Here is an 18,725-nt window from a genome sequence, read left to right as displayed (position 1 = left end):
GCTCGCCGCGGCGCGGACGCCCCGTCAACCCCCGAACTGGTGCATTCGGGCGAACCACGCGCGCGCGAGAGGGCGCGTCCCGGATCCGGCGGCGAGCCTGGGCTAGTCGTGGTCGTATCCCCCGCTGCGCGTATCCCTCGCCGGCACCGACGAAGAGAGCCACACCTGATGACGTCCTTGGAGAGCGCGGAGGCCGCGCCCGACGCACCCAACTCGGAGAGTGCCCCCGCGCGGCGCCCCGGCGCGGTCGTGGTGAAGTGGCTCACCACCACCGACCACAAGACGATCGGGACGATGTATCTGTCGACGTCGTTCGCGTTCTTCCTGGTCGGCGGAGTCATGGCGCTCTTCATGCGGGCGGAACTGGCACGCCCCGGAACGCAGTTGATCTCGAACGAACAGTTCAACCAGGCGTTCACCATGCACGGCACCGTCATGCTGCTGATGTTCGCCACGCCGCTCTTCATCGGCTTCACCAACTGGATCATGCCGCTGCAGATCGGCGCGCCCGATGTCGCCTTCCCGCGGCTCAACATGTTCGCCTACTGGATGTACCTGTTCGGCTCGCTGATCGCGATCGGCAGTTTCCTCACGCCTCAGGGGGCGGCGGACTTCGGCTGGTTCGCCTACAGCCCGCTGACCGACGCGGTGCACTCGCCGGGCGTCGGCGGCGACATGTGGATCATGGGTCTCGCGTTCCAGGGCTTCGGCACGATCCTCGGCTCGGTCAACTTCATCACCACCATCGTCTGCATGCGCGCGCCGGGCATGACCATGTTCCGGATGCCGATCTTCACCTGGAATGTGCTGCTCACGGCCGTCCTGGTCCTGCTCGCCTTCCCGGTGCTCGCCGCCGCGCTCCTCGCCCTGGAGGCGGACCGCAAGTTCGGGGCGCACGTCTTCGACGCGGCGAACGGAGGCCCCCTGCTCTGGCAGCACCTCTTCTGGTTCTTCGGCCATCCGGAGGTGTACATCATCGCGCTGCCGTTCTTCGGCATCGTCTCCGAGGTCATCCCGGTCTTCTCCCGCAAGCCGATCTTCGGCTACTCCGGTCTGGTCGGCGCGACCATCGCCATCGCCGGCCTGTCGGCGACCGTGTGGGCGCACCACATGTATGTCACGGGCGGAGTGCTGCTGCCGTTCTTCTCCTTCATGACGTTCCTGATCGCGGTGCCGACCGGGGTGAAGTTCTTCAACTGGATCGGCACGATGTGGAAGGGCTCGCTGTCGTTCGAGACCCCGATGCTGTGGTCGGTCGGCTTCCTGGTGACCTTCCTCTTCGGCGGCCTGACCGGCGTGATCCTCGCGGCGCCGCCGCTGGACTTCGAGGTCTCGGACTCGTACTTCGTGGTGGCGCACTTCCACTACGTGGTGTTCGGCACCGTCGTCTTCGCGATGTTCGCCGGGTTCCACTTCTGGTGGCCGAAGTTCACCGGCAAGATGCTCGACGAGCGGCTCGGCAAGATCACTTTCTGGACGCTGTTCGTCGGTTTCCACGGCACGTTCCTCGTCCAGCACTGGCTCGGTGTCGAGGGCATGCCGCGCCGCTACGCGGACTACCTCGCGGCCGACGGCCTCACCACGCTGAACACCGTCTCCTCGATCTCGTCCTTCCTGCTCGGTTGCTCGATGCTGCCGTTCCTCTACAACGTCTGGAAGACCGCCAGGTACGGCAAGAAGATCATGGTGGACGACCCGTGGGGCTACGGCCGCTCCCTCGAATGGGCGACGTCCTGCCCGCCGCCGCGGCACAACTTCTGCACCTTGCCGCGGGTCCGGTCGGAGTCCCCCGCCTTCGACCTGCACCATCCGGGCGTCGCGTCCCTGGACTCCAACCAGAACCGGCACCGCAACGAGACCCACTCCGAATGAGCGCCGACCGCGACGTGGAGTCCGGCCTCCAGCAGATGGAGGGGTACCTGCTGTGGACGTCGAAGGTGACCGAGACGCGGGCGCAGGCCGAGGACTTCACCCGGCGGCTGCCCTGGCTCACCACCGGGCAGCGCGAGGAGGTGGAGCGCGTCTTCACCGAGGAGCGCCTCGCGTTCCACAAGGCGGCGCTCGCGCAGATCGCGGCCCGCGCGGGTGAGCTGCGCGGCGAGTACGAGGAGCGCTACGGGAGGCTGAAGGCGCGCTGTCTGGGCTGGTGCCTGGGCGGTGTCGGCACGGCGGTCGCCCTGGGGGCGTACGTCTCGTTCTCGTACGTCGCCGAGAAGTGAAGCGGGGCCGTACACCTGCCGGAATGCCGGCGGGTGTACGGCCCCTGTCCGTGTCCTGCGGCGCCTCAGGGCGCGGGGGTGGTCTCCTCGGCCGGGGTCTTCGCGAGGGACGAGCTGATCACCTCGGAGCGGCGGGTGCCCCGGTCCATGACGCCGCCGGTGAAGGCGAGGCCGAGGCCCGCCACGGCGAGGACGGCGCCGACGAGGTTGGGCGAGGCCCAGCCCCAGCCCGCCGAGATGGCGAGGCCGCCGAGCCAGGCGCCGCCCGCGTTGGCCAGGTTGAAGGCGGAGTGGTTGGAGGCCGCCGCCATGGTCGGGGCCTTCTCCGCCTTGGCCATGAGCAGCATCTGCACGGGCGTGGTGATGAGGGAGCCCATCGCGCCGATGACGGTGATCGTGACGAGCGCGGGGATCGTGCTGTGGACGGTGAAGTAGAACGTCACCAGGGCCACCGCGAGCAGCGCGAGGCCGCCGTAGAGCGTCGGGCGCAGGGCACGGTCGGTGAGCGGGCCCGCAAGGAGCGTGCCGAGCGTCATGCCGACGCCGTAGAGCGCGAGGACCAGCGTGGTCGAGGTGTCGGAGACGCCGGTCACGTGCGTGAGCATCGGTACGAGGTAGCTGTAGACGGCGAAGAATCCGCCGAAGCCGACGACGGCGGTCGCGAGGCCGATCACGACCTGCTTGTTGCCCATCGCGCGCAGCTCGTGCCGGATGCCGGACTGCCGGCCGCGCGGCTGGTGCGGGACGAACAGGGCGAGCGCGATCAGGGCGAACACGCCGATGACGGCGACCGCCCAGTAGGCGGCGCGCCAGCCCAGGTGCTGGCCGAGCGCCGTGCCCGCGGGTACGCCCACGATGTTGGCGACGGTGAGCCCGAGGAACATCTTCGAGACGGCGCGCGCGGCCCGCTCGGGCGCGACGAGCCGGGAGGCGACCACGGCGCCGACGCCGAACAGGGCGCCGTGCGGCAGACCGGCCAGGAAGCGGGCGGCGAACAGCGACCCGAAGCCGGGCGCGAGCGCGGAGGCGACGTTGCCGACGACGAAGAGGCCCGACAGGAGCAGCAGCAGCCGCTTGTGCGGGATGCGCGCGCCGATGCCGGTCAGGACGGGTGCGCCGACGACGACACCGAGGGCGTAGGCCGATACGAGGTTGCCGGCGTGCGGCACGGAGACGTCCACCCCGTCGGCGATCTGGGGCAGCAGCCCCATGGTGGCGAACTCGGTCGTGCCGATGCCGAACGCGACAACAGCCAGGGCCAGCAGGGCCAGCGGCATGGTGCAGGAGACCTTTCGAAGTACAGCGGTCCACGGACAGGGGTCCCGAGCCCCATTGCCCGGCGCCGCCGCACGGAGACACGCTCCGAGCGGGACAAGCCCACCAGCATTGCAGCAGTGCGGGGGGACGTGCACATTCCAAGATCGACCGGTACGTGTGCGTGAGCTGTGTCACCTGGAGGGGACGCCCGGTTTCAGGCGTCCCGCGCGCGTGAGCGGCAGTCCTCCACCACGCTCTTGTCCAGCGCGGCCCGGACGAGCGCGGCGGCGATCTCCGCGCGCGGGGTGTCGTCACCCGCCAGGCGGAGCAGCGCGCCAGGGTCCTTCGGCAGTCCGAGGCGTTCGGCGCCTTGCAGCGTCTTCGTGTCCAGGAAGGGCGCGTACTCGGGCCAGACGTCCTGGACCTCGCGCAGGAAGATGTCGACGCCGGTCGGTCCGAGGCCGGGGGTCCTGCGCAGCTCGGCGCGCAGGGCGTCTTCGTCGCCGTCGGCCCGCTCGCGGACCTTGCGCAGGTCGCCGCCCCACTCGTCGAGGGCGAGGCGGGCGCCGTCGCCGAGCTGGGTGGCGGTGCGCTCGTCGTAGCGCCGGTAGTGGCCCTTGCCCAGCGCGTCGACGCGCTGCTGCCAGGTGGCGTCGAGCATGCTGCGCGGGTCGCGCAGCCCGTCGTCGTACAGCGCCCGTGCGGTCGCCACGGCGACGGAGGCCCGGATGCGGGCGCTGAGCAGGCTCGCCAGGACGAGCGTCCGGTACAGCGGCTGTGGGGTGTTCTTGAGGGTGATGCCCGCCTCGGCGGCGTAGGTCTGCCCGTGCCCGCGCAGCAGCTCCCGCATCAGCTTCTTCTGATCGGTCTTCTCGTTCTTCCTGTCGGTCTTCTGCTCGCTCATGGTTTCTCCGGGTGCTCCCTGACGATGTCGGCCGGGTCCTTGTCGTCCCGCAGACCCTGGTAGCGGGGGTGGCGCAGCAGGCCGTCGCGGGTCCACTCGGAGAAGTCGATCTGCGCGACGAGCCGCGGCCGCACCCAGTGCGCGCCGCGCTGCGCGATCCGGCCCGCGAACGGTGACGTGTCCTCCTCGATGGCGTCGAGGCGCCGCCGCAGGTCGAGCAGGGTGCGCCGGTCGAACCCGGTGCCGACCTTGCCCGCGTACCGCAGGGTGCCTCCGTCGTGGTAGCCGATGAGGAGGGCGCCGAGGCCCTCGCGGCTGCCCGTGGGGTCGGTGAAGCCGCCGATCACGAACTCCTGGCCGAAGCTGCACTTCAGCTTCAGCCAGTCGTCGGAGCGGCGGGGCTGGTAGGTGCTGTCGGCCCGTTTGGCGATGAGCCCCTCCCAGCCGCGCTCGCAGGCGTCGGCGAGGAGTGCGGGGCCGCCCTCGTTGCGGTGGGTGGTGTAGCGCAGCGGCGCCCGGAACGTCAGCGCGCGCCGCAGCAGCGACTTGCGGGCGCGCAGCGGAAGGCGCCGCACGTCGACGCCGTCGAGGCGCAGCAGGTCGAAGACGTAGTACGTGACGGCGACGGTGCTCCGCTCGACGTCGGCGCGGCGGGTGAGGCCCATGCGCTGCTGGAGCCGGGAGAAGTCGGTGCGCCCGTGCGCGTAGGCGACGATCTCTCCGTCGAGGGTGAAGTCGGCGCCGTCCTGGGCGGCGAGCGCCTCGACGATCTCGGGGTAGGTGGCGTCGATCCTGCGCCCCGTGCGGGACCGGATCGTCACTTCGCCCCGCTCCCGTACGGCGAGCACCCGGATGCCGTCCAGCTTCCGCTCGAAGACCCAGCCGGCGGGGAAGTCCCGGCGGTCGCTGAGCGTCGCGAGCATGGGGCTCGCGGCGAGTTCGACGCCGGGCGCGGCCGGGCGCGTACGGCTGTCGAGGCCGGGCGGCAGGGTGTCGAGCAGGCCGGTCATGCGTGATCTCCGTGGTGGGCGCCTTCGTGGTCGGGCTCCCGGGCCGGGGCGTCAGGAGCGTCGGCCACCTGGCGCAGCGTGCGCCCGGTGCGGGCCGAGCGGGCCCTGCGGGGGTCGGGGGTGCCGGTGCCCGGGCCGTGTCCGGCTGTGGTGGAGCCCTTGCGCACGAGCAGCCAGGTCGGCTTCTTCGCCCCGCCGCCGTCCTGCTCCGCACGGCCGTGGAAGCGGGTGAGCGCGTACTGTCCGCGCAGCTTCTCGCCGTGCAGCTCGAAGGTGGCGTGCCCGTTCTCCAGGGACTCGCCGAAGTCCACCGGGTGGTGGCGCTTGTCGTGGCTCATCGGGCGGTACGTGCCCTGGTCCCACACGATCACCGTGCCGCCGCCGTACTCGCCCGCCGGGATCGTCCCCTCGAAGTCGCGGTACGACATGGGGTGGTCCTCGGTGGGGATGGCGAGCCGTTTGTCGTGCGGGTCGGTCGAGGGGCCCTTGGGGACCGACCAGGACTTGAGGACGCCGTCGACCTCCAGGCGGAAGTCGAAGTGCATCGTGCTGGCGTCGTGGATCTGCACCACGAAGACCGGCTCCTCGGAGCCGGAGTCCCCGTCCGGTCCGGACGGTGCGGCCCGGGCGTCGTGCTCGCCGCTCGGCTCGCTCGTCCGGTCGAAGTGCCGCTTGCCGCGATAGGTCCGCAGTCCGTCCTTGTCGCTCACGGAGGCTCCTCTCTTTCGTTCAGGCGGCCTGCTCGTGCCGGGCGGGCCGTGCCGCGTGTTCGCGGACCGTGGCGCAGCTGCGGTTGATGAGGCGGGAAACGTGCATCTGCGAGATGCCGACGACCTCGGCGATCCGGGCCTGTGTCATGTCCTCGAAGAAGCGGAGGTACAGGATGGTGCGTTCGCGTTCGGGCAGGTACCGCAGGCCCTCCTTGGCGGCTTCGCGGTCGGCGATGAGGTCGTAGCCCGCGTCGGACTCGCCGAGGGTGTCGGCCAGGCTGAACCCGTCGTCCGCCGCGCCCGTCTCGGCGTCCAGGGACAGCGCGCTGTAGCTCTCCAGCGCCTCGAGTCCGTCCCGTACGTCGTCGCAGGTGAGGCTCGTGTGCCCGGCGATCGCCTCGACGCTCGGCTCGCCCTCGCGGCCGGGGGTGTCCATGAGTTCGCGGCGCGCGACACGGACCTTGTTGCGCAGGTCCTGCACCCGGCGGGGCACCCGCACGTCCCAGGTGTGGTCGCGGAAGTGGCGGCGCAGTTCGCCGGTGATGGTGGGGACCGCGTACGCCTCGAAGGCGCCGCGTCCGGGGTCGTAGCGTTCGACGGCCTTGACGAGACCCATGGCGGCGACCTGCTGCAGGTCCTGTATGTTCTCGCCCTTGTTGCGGAACCTCCTGGCCAGGCGGTTCGCCATCGGCAGCCAGGCCTCGACCAGTTCCTCGAACAGCACGTCGTGTTCGCGCCCCGCCGGGCTCCCGGCCATCAGGGCGAAGGTGTGGTCGGTGTCGGGCGCATCGTCGTGCACATGCCGAGTGGCCATGGAGAACTCACTCCTCAACGCTTGAAAAGAAAGAACGCGAGAAGCAGAGACCAGACTGCATCCGGGTGTACCGCTCCCCGCGGACGCGCCTGTGGTCTCAAGCACTCACACCGCCTGCCCGTCGTCCCCCGGGACAAACAGCGGACCACTGATCACGCTACGCGCGGTGGGTGCGGGCCGCATGCGGAGAGCTCCGGGCGCTTCTTCGGCCCGGCCGGATCCCCGGTCCCGTCCTAGACTGGCGTTCTCGGGGCCGACCAGGGAGGTTCGTCATGCCCCGCCCCGTGTGGACCGGCGCCATCTCGTTCGGGCTCGTCACGATCCCCATCAGGGTGATGACCGCCACCGAGGACCACAGCATCCGGTTCCACCAGTACCACCTGGACGACATGGGGCGGGTCCGCAGCCGCAAGGTGTGCGAGCTGGAGGACCGCGAGGTCACCCAGGACGAGATCGGCAAGGGGTACGAGATCGCTTCCGGGCAGGTCGTCGCCGTCTCCGACGAGGAGCTGCGCGAGATGCCGCTGCCCACCGCGAAGGCCATCGAGATCGTCGCCTTCGTGCCGTACGAGTCCATCGACCCGATCCAGATCGGCGAGGGGTACTACCTGGAGGCCGGCGGGCAGGCCGCCACGAAACCGTACGTACTGCTGCGCAAGGCCCTCGAGCGCAACGCGAAGGCCGCCGTCGCCAAGTTCGCCTGGCACGGCCGGGAGCGGCTCGGGCTGCTCCGCGTCAAGGAGTCCGTGATCGCCCTGCACGCCCTGAAGTGGCCCGACGAGATCCGCTCCCCCGCGGAGCTGGCACCGGAACAGGTCGACATCACCGGCGACGAGGTCGAGGAGGCGCTGCTGCTCATCGACTCCATGACCCGCGAGGAGCCCCTGGAGGAGGCCGAGTGGGCCACCGACCGCTACACGGCGGCCCTGGAGGAGGTCATCCACGCCAAGGCCGACGGCAGGCAGCCGCCCGCCGCCGAGCCCGAGGAACCCGCCTCGGGTCGCGTCCTGGACCTCATGGCCGCCCTGGAGCAGTCGGTGCGGCAGGCGAGAAGCTCGCGCGACTCAGGCGACGACACGCACGCGACGGTGCACGAGATGCCGAAGAAGAAGGCGTCCGCCAAGAAGACCGCGAAGAAGGCGGCACCGGCCAAGAAGACCACCACGGCGAAGAAGACGGCCAAGCAGCCCGCGAAGAAGGCGGCGCCCGCCAAGCGGGCGCGGCGCTCGGCGTGAGCCGGCCGGCGTGGTGGCGCGCGCCCGTTCGGGGCCATGCCTCATGGGTACTCGCCGGCCGGCGTGGTCCGACACCCCACGAACAGCTCCGGAAGGCCCCGCATGACTACGTACGGATACTTTCTGTCCTCCGAGGAGTTCACCCCCGCCGAGCTGCTCGCGCAGGCCCGCGCCGCCGAGCAGGCCGGCTTCCAGGCGCTGGCGATCTCCGACCATTTCCATCCGTGGAACGACGAGCAGGGGCAGGCCTCCTTCGTCTGGTCGATGATCGGGGCGCTGTCCCAGGTGACGTCGCTGCCGGTGACGACGCTGGTCACCTGCCCGACCGTCCGGATGCACCCGGCGGTCAACGCGCAGGCCGCGGCCACGGCGGCCGTCCTGACCGAGGGCGGGTTCCGGTTCGGCATCGGCACCGGTGAGGCGCTGAACGAGCACATCCTCGGCGACGCCTGGCCGGAGGCGCCGCAGCGCATGGAGATGCTGGAGGAGGCCGTGCACGTCATGCGCCGCCTCTTCACGGGTGAGCAGGTCACTCATCGCGGGGCGCACTACACGGTGCAGAACGCCCGGCTCTACACCCGGCCCGACAACCCGCCGCCGCTCTACGTCTCCGGGTTCGGCCCGCAGGCCGCCGCCCTGGCCGGGCGGATCGGCGACGGCTTCGTGACGATGACGCCGGACGCGGATCTGGTGGGCCAGTTCCGCCGGGCGGGCGGCGGGCAGAACCCCGTGATCGGCGGGCTGAAGGTGTGCTGGAGCCCTGACCGGGCGCAGGCCGTGAAGACCGTGCACCGGCTGTGGCCCAACGAGCAGCTCCCCGGCGAGCTGCCGCAGGTCCTGCCCACCCCGGCCCACTTCGAGCAGGCGTCCGAGCTGGTCACCGAGGAGATGATCGCCGACGCCGTGGTCTGCGGCGACGACAGGGACGCGCACCTCGGCGCGGTGAAGGAGTTCGCCGACGCTGGGTTCGACGAGGTCTACGTCAACCAGATAGGCCCCGACCAGCAGGGCTTCTTCGACTTCTACCGGGCCGAGATCCTGCCGCGGCTGTAGGCCGGACGCCGCGACGCCACGCATGTGTGCCCGCAGGACGGACACCCGGAATCCGACATCTCGCACGGGGAAACAAGACATCTGGAAACAGGAAAGGACCCATCGTGTCGAAGAAGGTCTCCGACCACATCCTCGAGCGCCTGCGCGACTGGGAGGTCGAGCATGTCTTCGCCTACGCGGGCGACGGCATCAACGGCCTGCTCGCCGCGTGGGGCCGCGCCGACAACAAGCCCGAGTTCGTCCAGGCCCGCCATGAGGAGATGGCCGCGTTCGAGGCGGTCGGCTACGCGAAGTTCTCCGGCAAGGTCGGCGTCTGCGCCGCGACCTCGGGGCCCGGCGCGATCCACCTCCTGAACGGCCTGTACGACGCCAAGCTCGACCACGTGCCGGTCGTCGCCATCGTCGGGCAGACCAACCGCAGCGCCATGGGCGGCTCCTACCAGCAGGAGGTCGACCTGGTGAGCCTCTACAAGGACGTGGCCTCCGACTTCTGCGAGATGGTGACCGTCCCCGAGCAGCTCCCCGGCGTCATCGACCGCGCCTTCCGCACCGCCTACGCGCGCCGCACCGTCACCGCGATCATCGTCCCCGGCGACGTGCAGGAGCTCGACTACTCGCCGCCGACGCACGCCTTCAAGATGGTCCCGTCCAGCCTCGGCATGTCGTCCTACGCGCCTGTCCCGGCGGACGAGGACCTCCTCAAGGCGGCCGAGATCCTGAACGCGGGCGAGAAGGTCGCCATCCTCGTCGGCCAGGGCGCGCGCGGCGCCCGCGCGGAGGTCGAGCAGGTCGCGGACCTTCTCGGCGCCGGTGTCGCCAAGGCGCTGCTCGGCAAGGACGCGCTCCCCGACACCCTGCCCTACGTCACCGGTTCCATCGGACTGCTCGGCACCCGGCCCTCCTACGAGCTGATGCAGGAGTGCGACACCTTCCTGGTCATCGGTTCCAGCTTCCCCTACACGCAGTTCCTGCCGGAGTTCGGGCAGGCGCGGGCGGTGCAGATCGACATCGATCCGCACATGATCGGGTTGCGGTACCCCTTCGAGCTGAACCTCGTCGGCGACGCGCAGAAGACCTTGAGCCGGCTGCTTCCGCATCTGCGCAAGAAGTCCCACGGCAAGTGGCGCAAGAAGATCGAGAAGGATGTCGCGCGCTGGTGGGAGGTGATGGAGCGGCGCGCCGCCGTCGAGGCCGATCCGATCAACCCCGAGTACGTCGTGCACGCCCTCGACGACCTGCTGCCGGACGACGTGATCCTCGCCGCGGACTCCGGTTCCGCCGCCAACTGGTACGCGCGCCACCTGCGCCTTCGCGGGTCGATGCGCGGCTCCCTGTCCGGCACGCTCGCCACGATGGGGCCGGGTGTCCCGTACGTGATCGGGGCGAAGTTCGCCCACCCGGGGCGGCCCGCCATCGCGATCGTCGGCGACGGGGCGATGCAGATGAACGGCATGGCCGAGCTGATCACGGCCGCGAAGTACTGGAAGGAATGGTCGAACCCGCAGCTCATCGTGGCCGTGCTGAACAACCAGGACCTCAACCAGGTCACCTGGGAGATGCGCGCCATGTCGGGGGCGCCGCAGTTCCTGCCGTCGCAGGCGCTGCCCGACGTCGCGTACGCGGACTTCGCGCGCTCCATCGGCCTCGACGGCGTACGGGTGGAGAAGCCGGGCGAGGTCGAGGGCGCGTGGCGGCAGGCGCTCGCCTCCGACCGGCCGTTCGTGCTCGACTTCCGCACCGATCCGGCGGTGCCGCCGATCCCGCCGCACGCCTCCCTCGACCAGATCGAGGCGGCGGCGACGGCGATCCTCAAGGGCGACCCCGACACGGTGGACGTGGTGAAGCAGGGGTTCAAGGCGAAGGTGCAGGAGATGCTGCCGGGCGGCAAGCACGACAAGTGAGCTCATCGGCTGCCGTCACCTTTGCCCAGGTGGCGGCAGCCGACGCGAGTGACGCGTGACGTGTGCGGGCGCCGTCGCCGGGTACCCAGGCCCGGGTCACCCAACGTAAGGAGCCGCTCGTGACTCAGCGCCGCCAGAACGTGTTCGTACTCGGTCTCGACGACGCCAATCTGCCCACCCTGCGAGCCGTACCGCGCGCCGACACGCTGGACTTCCACCCGCTCCTGACCATCGAGGAGCTGCAGGAGGGCGAGGTCAGCGTCCCCGATCTCATCGACCGCGCCCGCAAGGTGCTCGACGCCTTCGACGGGCCGATCGACGCGATCGTCGGCTACTGGGACTTCCCGGTCAGCACCTTGGTACCGATCCTCGGCGAGCGGTACGGCACACGGGCCACGAGCCTGGAATCCATCGTCAAGTGCGAGCACAAGTACTGGAGCCGCCTCGTGCAGGCGGAGGTCGTCTCCGAGCACCCGAACTTCGGCCGCGTCGATCTCACCGCCGATGACCCGCGCCCGCCGGAAGGCGTCTCCTTCCCGATGTGGCTCAAGCCCGCCCTGTCGTACTCCTCCGAACTCGCCTACGGCGTCAGGGACCTGGACGAGTTCCGCGAGGCGGTCGGCCACATCCGCGACGGCATCGCCCGCGTCGGCCGCCCCTTCGAGTACATCCTCGACCAGCTCGAACTGCCCCCGGAGATGGCGGGTGTCGGCGGCCAGGTGTGCCTTGCGGAGGAGGCGCTCGAAGGGCTCCAGGTCGCCGTGGAGGGGTACGTCCACGGCGGCGAGGTCACCGTCTACGGCGTCCTCGACTCGATCAACTACCCGGACTCCACCAGCTTCCTGCGCCACCAGTACCCCTCCGCCCTGCCGGCCCCCGTGCAGCAGCGGGTGCGGGACGTCTCCGAGCGCGTCATGCGGCGGATCGGCATGGACGGGGCGACGTTCAGCATCGAGTTCTTCTACGACCCGCGCACCGACTCGGTGGCGATCCTGGAGATCAACCCGCGCCACTCGCAGTCGCACGCCGAGCTGTTCGAGTACGTCGACGGCGTCCCCAACCACCACGCCATGCTGGCGCTCGCCCTCAGCGAGGACCCGGCGCTGCCGCACCGCGAGGGCCCGTACGCGCTGGCCGCCAAGTGGTACTACCGCTGGTTCACCGACGGTGTGGTCCGCAGGACCCCGTCGGACGACGAGATCAAGAAGATCGAGGAGGCCGTCCCCGGCGTCCGGATCGATGTCGTCCCCGAGGAGGCGCAGCGGCTTTCCGAGATCGGGCAGCAGGACAGCTACAGCTACGAAGTGGCACACATATTCACCGGGGGCGACAGTGAGGAGGAGCTGCGTGAGAAGTACGACCAGTGCGTGGCGGCGCTGCGCCTGACGTTCGACACCCCGTCCGACCCGTCCGACCACTCCTCCTGAGAGAGCCATGCGATACGTCGAGAACCTCCCGCACGCCACGAAGGAAGAGGAGGAGGTCAGGATCCCGATGTCGGACGGCATCCATCTGTCGGCCCGCGTCTGGCGCCCGGTCTCCTCCGACACCGCCCCGGTCCCCGCCGTCCTGGAGTACATCCCGTACCGCAAGCGGGACCTGAGCTCGGTCCGCGACTCGATCCACCATCCGTACATCGCCGGGCACGGTTACGCGTGCGTCCGCGTCGACCTGCGCGGCACCGGCGACTCCGAGGGCGTCCTCACCGACGAGTACCTGGAGCGCGAGCAGGCCGACGCCGAGGACATCCTCGCGTGGCTGGCCGAGCAGGACTGGTGCGACGGCAGCACGGGGATGATGGGCATCTCGTGGGGCGCGTTCGCCGCGCTCCAGGTGGCCGCGCGCCGCCCGCCGAGCCTGAAGGCGATCGTCATCTCCTCGTTCACCGACGACCGCTACTCCGACGACATGCACTACATGGGCGGAGCACTGCTCTCCGACAACCTCGGTGAGGCGGGCACGATGTTCGCCTACTCCACCTGTCCGCCCGACCCGGCGACGGTCGGCGACGCCTGGCGGGACATGTGGCGCGAGCGTCTGGAGGCCGTCGAGCCGTGGGTGCTCAACTGGCTGCGCCACCAGCGCCGCGACGCCTACTGGCGGCACGCCTCGGTCTGCGAGGACTACACGGCCGTCCGCGCCCCGGTACTCGCCTCCAGCGGCTGGGCCGACGGCTACTCGAACGCGGTGACGCGCCTGCTCAGCCGCCTCGACGTGCCCCGCAAGGGTCTGGTCGGTCCCTGGTCGCACAAGTACCCGCACCTGGGCGAGCCGGGGCCCGCGATCGGCTACCTCCAGGAGGTCGTGCGCTGGTTCGACCACTGGCTCAAGGGCGCGGACAACGGCGCGATGGACGGACCCATGCTGCGGGCCTGGATGCAGGAGAGCGTGCCGCCGTCCACGGCGTACGAGGAGCGTCCCGGCCGCTGGGTCGGCGAGTCCCTGCCGTCGGCGCGCATCGAGGAGACGGCGTACCAGCTGGGCTCGGGGCGGCTCGCGTCCCCGGCCGAGAAGGCGCCGGTCACGAAGCGGACCAGTATTCAGTCTCCGTTGTCCGTCGGGCAGTTCGCGGGGAAGTGGGCCTCGTACAACGCGCCGCCGGACCTCCCGTACGACCAGCGCGAGGAGGACGGCGGCTCCCTCGTCTACGAGACGGAGCCGCTCACCGAGCGGGTGGAGGTCCTCGGCTCGCCGCGCGTGGAGCTGGAGGTGAGCGCGGACCGGCCGGTCGCGATGGTCGCGGCCCGGATCTCCGACGTGGCGCCCGACGGCCGCGCCACCCGGGTCACGTACGGGATCCTCAACCTGACGCGGCGCGACGGCACGGACGAGCCGGTGCCGGTGGAGCCGGGCCGGCCGTACCGGGCCGTGGTCGAACTCAACGGTGTGGCGCAGGCGTTCCCGCCCGGCCACCGCATCCGGCTCTCGCTGTCCACGTCGTACTGGCCGCTCGCGTGGCCGCCGCCGTGTCCCACGTCCCTGACGGTGGACGAGGAGCCGTGCCGTCTGGTGCTGCCGGTTCGGCCCGCCGAGAGCGACGACGATCCGGCGACGACGCCGGCCCCGTTCGAGGCTCCGGAGGGGGCGCGTCCGATCACCACCCGCGCCGTCACCCAGCCGGAGGAGCGCTGGGAGGTAACGCGTGATCTCGTGGACTACGGCTCGACCCTGGAGATCGTGAAGGACCGGGGCATCGTCCACTTCGACGCGATCGACCTGGACGTGGGTCTTCGCGCGGTGGAGAAGTACACCTCCACCGCCGACGACTTCACCTCACCCGCGGGCGAGACGACCTGGACGATGCGGTTCCGCCGCGGCGACGACTGGGACGTGCGCGTGGTCACCAGCACGACGCTGCGCTGCGACGCCACCTCGTTCCAGGTCGACGCGACCCTCGACGCGTACGAGTCCGACCGCCGCGTCTTCTCGCGGACCTGGAACGAGACGCTCCCCCGCGACGCCCTGTAGGCGCCGGTTCCGTCAGCCGGCCCGGCCCGGCTCCTCACCCGCGGTCACCCGCACGGTGCGGAATTCCGGGTCGGCCGCGTCCGGCAGGTTCATCCCCGCCTCGACGCCCGAGGACAGGTACGCGAGCACGGGTCCGGTCAGCCGCTCGCCCGGCAGGACCGCGGGGATGCCGGGCGGGTACGGCGTCACCATCTCGGCGGCGATCCGGCCCGCGGCCGTCTCCACGGGCACGTCCTCGGTACGGGCGAAGAACGCGTCCCGCGGCAGACACGCCTGCTCCATCCGCAGTTCGCCGGGGTCGGGGACCGCCACCCGCGGCGCCGGGTCCCAGTCGCGTGCGGCGTCGGCGAGGTCGCGCAGCGCGGCGACGAGCGGCCGGGTCGTCTCGTGGCTGTCGGCGTAGGTGAGCTGCACGTTGACGCGGCGGTGGTCGGCGAGGTGGACGTTGATGTTCTTGTGCTCGCGCAGCCAGTCCGCCGCGCGGTAGCCGGAGAGCGCGGGGTTCGAGAGGTCGATGACGACGGGCAGCGGGTCGAAGTCGTCGGCGAGCCCCGGGCCGCAGAAGTCGTCGCGGTCGTTGACGTGCATGCCGTCGATCGTCTCGATCTCCGCACGCACCCCGGCGGCGAGGTCGAGCGCGTGGGTCAGCAGTTCGCGTCCGTGCAGCGCCATCTGGCGGCGCCAGCCGTCGAGGCCCGCGAAGATGAGGACCGAGGGGCTGGTGGTCCCCCACAGGTCGGCCCGGTTCTTCAGGATGTCGGGCGCCACGAGGTCGCCCTGCAGATGGAAGACCGACCCCTGTTCGAGGCCGCTGCCCATCTTGTGGATGCTGGTGACGCAGACGTCCGCGCCGGCGTCCATCGCCCAGGTCGGCAGGCCGGGGTGGAACGGCAGGTGCGCGCCCCACGCCTCGTCGACGACGAGCGGCTTGCCCCTGCGGTGCAGGACGTCGGCGATGGCCCGCAGATCCGCCGTCGCGCCGTACGGGGTCGGGCTGGTGACCAGCGCTCCCCTGGCCTCGGGGTTCGCCTCCAGGGCGGCCTCGAAGTCCGCCGGGGACGGCGGGTGGGCCAGGTGGCGCTCGGCGTCCCAGCGGGGCTCGACCCATACGGGGACGATGCCGGACAGGATCAGCGCGGACACCACGGACTTGTGGGCGTCCCGGCCGATCAGCAGCTTCTCGTGCGGGCCCGCCACCGCCAGCATCGCGGCCTTGACCGACAGCGAACTGCCGCAGGTGGTGAAGAAGGTGTGCGTCGCGTGCACCGCGTCCGCCATCAGCTCCTCGGCGTCCTGGAGGTACTGCCCTCGCCGGCGCCGGTCGTCCAGACCGCCGGAGGCGAGCATGTCGCCGAGGAAGACGGCGTCACCCAGGATCCTGCGGGTCTCCGGGTCGGCGCCGCGCGCCTGCTTGTGGCCGGGCGGGGTGAACGCCAGCATCTCCGCCTCGCGGTAGGCGTCGACGGCTTCCAGGAAAGGGGCTTTCGTGTGGTCCTTGGGCATGCACGGACGTGTTCCCCGGAGTATCCGTTTTCCCACCTACCCCTATATACGTGTGAAGGCCGGGCCGCGCATACGCGGCCCGGCCTGGTGTCCTGTCCTCACACGTGTCCGGCCGTCAGATCACCGGACGGCCGGTCGCCGACGTACCCGCGCCCGGGGTACGGGGGGTGCCGGGTGTGCCGGAGACACCGGGTGTGCCCGGGGTTCCGGGGGTGCGGGAGATGCCGGACGAGCCGTAGTACGAGCCGAGCGACTCGTGGTACCCGGCGTCGCCCAGGTGCTTCTCCTTGTCGAACTCGGGCGCGTGCTTGATCTCGTCCTTGGTGCGCGCCACCTGGATCGTCTTCGCCTCGGCGTCGATGCCCGTGATGGTGCCTGCGGGCAGCAGGACCTCCTTGCCGAAGATCCACACGCCGGTGTCGACGACGATGTACTGCGAGCCGACGTCGTTGGAGTGCTTGTCCACCTTGCCGATGTGGCCGTCGGTGGCCTCGACCTTGTAACCCGTCAGGTCGGCGTTCGGAGTGTGACCAGCACTGGCCGGGTAGTTCCAGATGTTCTCGGTCATAGTGCTTCCCTCCGTCCTTGTGTCGCTGCCGGGCAGGCGGTGCGGGGTCGCACCGCGCGTCCTGTCCGGCGACTCCACCCGACTATCCGGAGGTCCCGTCGCTAAACGGGCGAGGGTCACTGTTGGCCGTTCTCGAACCACCGCGCGAGGTCCGGGGCGACTCGGCCGACAGTGACCGGGCGGCCGTCGGCGCGCAGGGACTCGGTCGCCGCGACGCCTGCCGCGACTGCTTCGCGGGCCGCGACCGGGCTGGTGTCGGTCGCGCCGCCGCTGCGCACGAAGCGCAGGAACTCGGCGACGAGCATCGGGTCGGAGCCGCCGTGCCCGCCGTCGCCGGGCGACGGCATGGGGACGACGAGGTCGGCGTCGGCCCGGTAGCCGCTGCGCCGCTTCCAGACCCGTACCTCCGCGGCCTCGTCGTGGTCGCCGAAGTTCTCCAGGCGGCCCTCGGTGCCGATGACGGTGTAATTGCGCCAGTAGTCGGGCGTGTAGTGGCACTGCTGGTAGCTGGCGTACACGCCGCCTTCGAGCCGCATCACCATCATCGACAGGTCCTCGACGTCGACGACGGGGTTGAGCCCGGTCAGGGAGAGCGGCGGCCAGTTGTTCTCGGGGTCGTACCAGTCCGGCATGACGGCGCCGGGCGCCTGTCCGGAGCGGTCGGCGATGTCCCCGTAGACGGTGAGGCCGCCGAGGGCGCTGACCCGCTCGGTGTAGGCACCGGCCAGCCAGTGGATGACGTCGAGGTCGTGGGCGCCCTTCTGCAGGAGCAGGCTCGTGGTGTTGCGGCGGTCGGCGTGCCAGTCCTTGAAGTAGAAGTCGCCGCCGTGGCCGACGAAGTGGCGGCACCAGACGGCCTTGACCTCGCCGATCTCGCCGCGCCTGATGAGGTCGCGCATGACGCGGACCACCGGCATGTGGCGCATGTTGTGGCCGACGTAGAGGCGGGCGCCGCCTTCGCGCGCGGCTTCGAGCACGCGGTCGCAGCCCTCGGTGGTGATGGCGAGCGGCTTCTCCAGGAAGACGGCGACACCGGCCCGCAGCAGGTCGACGGCGAGCGCCTCGTGGGTGTGGTCGGGGGTGATGACGAAGACGGCGTCCAGGTCCTCGGCGGCGAGCATCGCCTGGTGGCCCGCGTAGGTGTGGACGTCGTCGCCGAACCAGGAGCGGCCCCGGTCGAACATGGCCGGCGCGGTGTCGGCGACGGCGACCACGGCGGAGCCCTCGCCGGGGTGGTGGGCCTCAAGCGCGAGGTCGGCGCGCTGGCCGAGGCCGATGACGCCGAGGCGGAGGTCGCGGGTGTGCGTGCTGGTGCCGGACGGTGCGGTGGGGAGGGAGGAGGTGTCGGTCACGCGTGCTCAGCCCTTCATGTCTTCATGCCGGTCCGGGCCGGGCCGGATCACCCAGACGCTATTTGCTCGAAGTTGACGCGTCAATGGAGGATTGAAGCAACTTCGCGCATGCACGTGCCGGGCGGCCGGCTCACTGGCGGCGGCCGATCACGAGCTCCGCCGCGCTCTCGCAGCCGCGGACCTCCCGCACGCCCCACAGCCGCTCCCCCATCCGCGTACCGGCCGCCGTGGTGTGGGCCGCGACGGCCAGGGCCAGGTCGCTCCGCTCGGAGAGGAGGAGTTCGGCCGCGACGGTGGTTCCGTCGGAGAAGCGCAGGTCGATCCCGATCGGTGCGGGGGACGCGGCGAAGCCGACCGGGTCGGTCAACCCCTCGATCCGGCAGCGGGCGCCGGCGAAGAGGTGGGTGTGGGCGCAGGCGGCGGGGAAGGTGTCGGGCATGGGGGCTCCGGGTGACGGGTGTCGCTGACTGGTCGGGGCCGCGGTGGCCGGGCCGGGGCGTGTCCCTCGCGCCCATCCCATCAGCACGACAGGCCGTTCGCACGACCATGCCGCCTCCGACGGCACGGCCCGCCTGTCGGCCCACCGGACTGCACAGCCTCCGGCCCGTGTGCACCCGCTCGCCCGAACAGCGGAGCCTCCACCCGCGAACCGGCCTCGGCCCGGAACGGCGACGCGAGGCCGACCGGCACGAAGGATCCGCCGGGGCGCGGACGGACGGGCGGGACGCGCC

The 18,725-nt window shown here is 70.9% G+C and carries 15 protein-coding genes and 1 pseudogene; 7 read left to right on the top strand and 9 right to left on the bottom strand.

Annotated features, from left to right (window positions below):
- Positions 1-168 precede the first annotated feature (168 nt).
- Both ctaD and ACH4RC_RS31370 read left to right on the top strand, forming a co-directional pair.
- On the top strand, positions 169-1,872 hold the full coding sequence (ctaD, locus tag ACH4RC_RS31375; RefSeq protein WP_398206900.1) for a cytochrome c oxidase subunit I: 1,704 nt from the start codon (positions 169-171) through the stop codon (positions 1,870-1,872).
- Positions 1,869-2,219 carry a hypothetical protein gene (locus ACH4RC_RS31370; protein WP_398206898.1) on the top strand — a complete coding sequence of 117 codons (351 nt, stop codon included), beginning with the start codon at positions 1,869-1,871 and terminating at the stop codon, positions 2,217-2,219. The genes ctaD and ACH4RC_RS31370 overlap by 4 nt, the downstream gene beginning before the upstream one ends.
- 65 nt (positions 2,220-2,284) lie before the next feature.
- Here the strand turns inward: ACH4RC_RS31370 and ACH4RC_RS31365 are convergent, their stop codons facing one another.
- The 5 genes from ACH4RC_RS31365 to ACH4RC_RS31345 form a co-directional block, all read right to left on the bottom strand.
- Positions 2,285-3,496: an MFS transporter gene (locus tag ACH4RC_RS31365; RefSeq protein ID WP_398206896.1), complete on the bottom strand. Its 1,212-nt coding sequence runs from the start codon at positions 3,494-3,496 to the stop codon at positions 2,285-2,287.
- A 194-nt stretch (positions 3,497-3,690) separates the two neighbouring features.
- Positions 3,691-4,326 carry an endonuclease gene (locus ACH4RC_RS31360; RefSeq protein WP_398207035.1) on the bottom strand — a complete coding sequence of 212 codons (636 nt, stop codon included), beginning with the start codon at positions 4,324-4,326 and terminating at the stop codon, positions 3,691-3,693.
- A gap of 50 nt (positions 4,327-4,376) precedes the next feature.
- Complete coding sequence (gene ligD / locus ACH4RC_RS31355) at positions 4,377-5,390, bottom strand: non-homologous end-joining DNA ligase (RefSeq protein ID WP_398206894.1); 1,014 nt, start codon at positions 5,388-5,390, stop codon at positions 4,377-4,379.
- Positions 5,387-6,100, bottom strand: coding sequence for a DNA polymerase ligase N-terminal domain-containing protein (locus ACH4RC_RS31350; protein WP_398206892.1), 714 nt, complete (start codon positions 6,098-6,100; stop codon positions 5,387-5,389). The genes ligD and ACH4RC_RS31350 overlap by 4 nt, the downstream gene beginning before the upstream one ends.
- 19 nt (positions 6,101-6,119) lie before the next feature.
- Complete coding sequence (locus ACH4RC_RS31345) at positions 6,120-6,914, bottom strand: SigB/SigF/SigG family RNA polymerase sigma factor (RefSeq protein WP_398206890.1); 795 nt, start codon at positions 6,912-6,914, stop codon at positions 6,120-6,122.
- A 272-nt stretch (positions 6,915-7,186) separates the two neighbouring features.
- On the opposite strand from ACH4RC_RS31345, the gene ACH4RC_RS31340 reads away from it, so the two are divergent.
- The 5 genes from ACH4RC_RS31340 to ACH4RC_RS31320 all read left to right on the top strand — a co-directional run bounded on the left by ACH4RC_RS31340 (position 7,187) and on the right by ACH4RC_RS31320 (position 14,571).
- A complete protein-coding gene (locus ACH4RC_RS31340) occupies positions 7,187-8,149 on the top strand; it encodes a Ku protein (protein ID WP_398206888.1) in 963 nt (320 codons plus the stop codon).
- 102 nt (positions 8,150-8,251) lie between these two features.
- Complete coding sequence (locus tag ACH4RC_RS31335; RefSeq protein WP_398206886.1) at positions 8,252-9,202, top strand: TIGR03557 family F420-dependent LLM class oxidoreductase; 951 nt, start codon at positions 8,252-8,254, stop codon at positions 9,200-9,202.
- A gap of 104 nt (positions 9,203-9,306) precedes the next feature.
- The gene (locus ACH4RC_RS31330; protein WP_398206884.1) at positions 9,307-11,103 is read left to right on the top strand and encodes a thiamine pyrophosphate-requiring protein; all 1,797 of its coding nucleotides are present in this window, start codon (positions 9,307-9,309) and stop codon (positions 11,101-11,103) included.
- Positions 11,104-11,222: 119 nt separating this feature from the next.
- Positions 11,223-12,530 (top strand): acetyl-CoA carboxylase biotin carboxylase subunit family protein, encoded by a 1,308-nt coding sequence (locus tag ACH4RC_RS31325; protein ID WP_398206882.1) that lies wholly within the window; start codon positions 11,223-11,225, stop codon positions 12,528-12,530.
- A 7-nt stretch (positions 12,531-12,537) separates the two neighbouring features.
- The gene (locus ACH4RC_RS31320) at positions 12,538-14,571 is read left to right on the top strand and encodes a CocE/NonD family hydrolase (RefSeq protein WP_398206880.1); all 2,034 of its coding nucleotides are present in this window, start codon (positions 12,538-12,540) and stop codon (positions 14,569-14,571) included.
- Positions 14,572-14,583: 12 nt separating this feature from the next.
- Here ACH4RC_RS31320 and ACH4RC_RS31315 read toward each other — a convergent pair whose 3' ends face one another.
- From ACH4RC_RS31315 to ACH4RC_RS31300, 4 genes and pseudogenes are all read right to left on the bottom strand, one after another.
- Positions 14,584-16,074 carry an aminotransferase class I/II-fold pyridoxal phosphate-dependent enzyme gene (locus ACH4RC_RS31315; protein ID WP_398206878.1) on the bottom strand — a complete coding sequence of 497 codons (1,491 nt, stop codon included), beginning with the start codon at positions 16,072-16,074 and terminating at the stop codon, positions 14,584-14,586.
- A 229-nt stretch (positions 16,075-16,303) separates the two neighbouring features.
- Positions 16,304-16,642, bottom strand: a pseudogene (locus ACH4RC_RS31310) (PRC-barrel domain-containing protein); the annotation flags it as partial.
- 116 nt (positions 16,643-16,758) lie between these two features.
- Entirely contained in the window at positions 16,759-17,994 is a 1,236-nt protein-coding gene (locus ACH4RC_RS31305; protein WP_398206876.1) for a Gfo/Idh/MocA family protein, read from the bottom strand.
- A gap of 130 nt (positions 17,995-18,124) precedes the next feature.
- Positions 18,125-18,433, bottom strand: coding sequence for a hypothetical protein (locus ACH4RC_RS31300; RefSeq protein WP_398206874.1), 309 nt, complete (start codon positions 18,431-18,433; stop codon positions 18,125-18,127).
- Positions 18,434-18,725 lie beyond the last annotated feature (292 nt).

Origin of the sequence: Streptomyces sp. NPDC016845, assembly GCF_044332585.1 — a bacterium.
Classification (GTDB): domain Bacteria; phylum Actinomycetota; class Actinomycetes; order Streptomycetales; family Streptomycetaceae; genus Streptomyces.
This window is presented reverse-complemented; position numbering and strand designations above follow the sequence as displayed.

Coding starts and splice junctions, on each gene's coding strand:
- ctaD (WP_398206900.1), top strand. CDS start 169: ATGACGTCCTTGGAGAGCGCGGAGGCCGCGCCCGACGCACCCAACTCG.
- ACH4RC_RS31300 (WP_398206874.1), bottom strand. CDS start 18,433: ATGCCCGACACCTTCCCCGCCGCCTGCGCCCACACCCACCTCTTCGCC.
- ACH4RC_RS31360 (WP_398207035.1), bottom strand. CDS start 4,326: ATGCGGGAGCTGCTGCGCGGGCACGGGCAGACCTACGCCGCCGAGGCG.
- ACH4RC_RS31340 (WP_398206888.1), top strand. CDS start 7,187: ATGCCCCGCCCCGTGTGGACCGGCGCCATCTCGTTCGGGCTCGTCACG.
- ACH4RC_RS31345 (WP_398206890.1), bottom strand. CDS start 6,914: ATGGCCACTCGGCATGTGCACGACGATGCGCCCGACACCGACCACACC.
- ACH4RC_RS31370 (WP_398206898.1), top strand. CDS start 1,869: ATGAGCGCCGACCGCGACGTGGAGTCCGGCCTCCAGCAGATGGAGGGG.
- ACH4RC_RS31335 (WP_398206886.1), top strand. CDS start 8,252: ATGACTACGTACGGATACTTTCTGTCCTCCGAGGAGTTCACCCCCGCC.
- ligD (WP_398206894.1), bottom strand. CDS start 5,390: ATGACCGGCCTGCTCGACACCCTGCCGCCCGGCCTCGACAGCCGTACG.
- ACH4RC_RS31365 (WP_398206896.1), bottom strand. CDS start 3,496: ATGCCGCTGGCCCTGCTGGCCCTGGCTGTTGTCGCGTTCGGCATCGGC.
- ACH4RC_RS31320 (WP_398206880.1), top strand. CDS start 12,538: ATGCGATACGTCGAGAACCTCCCGCACGCCACGAAGGAAGAGGAGGAG.
- ACH4RC_RS31315 (WP_398206878.1), bottom strand. CDS start 16,074: ATGCCCAAGGACCACACGAAAGCCCCTTTCCTGGAAGCCGTCGACGCC.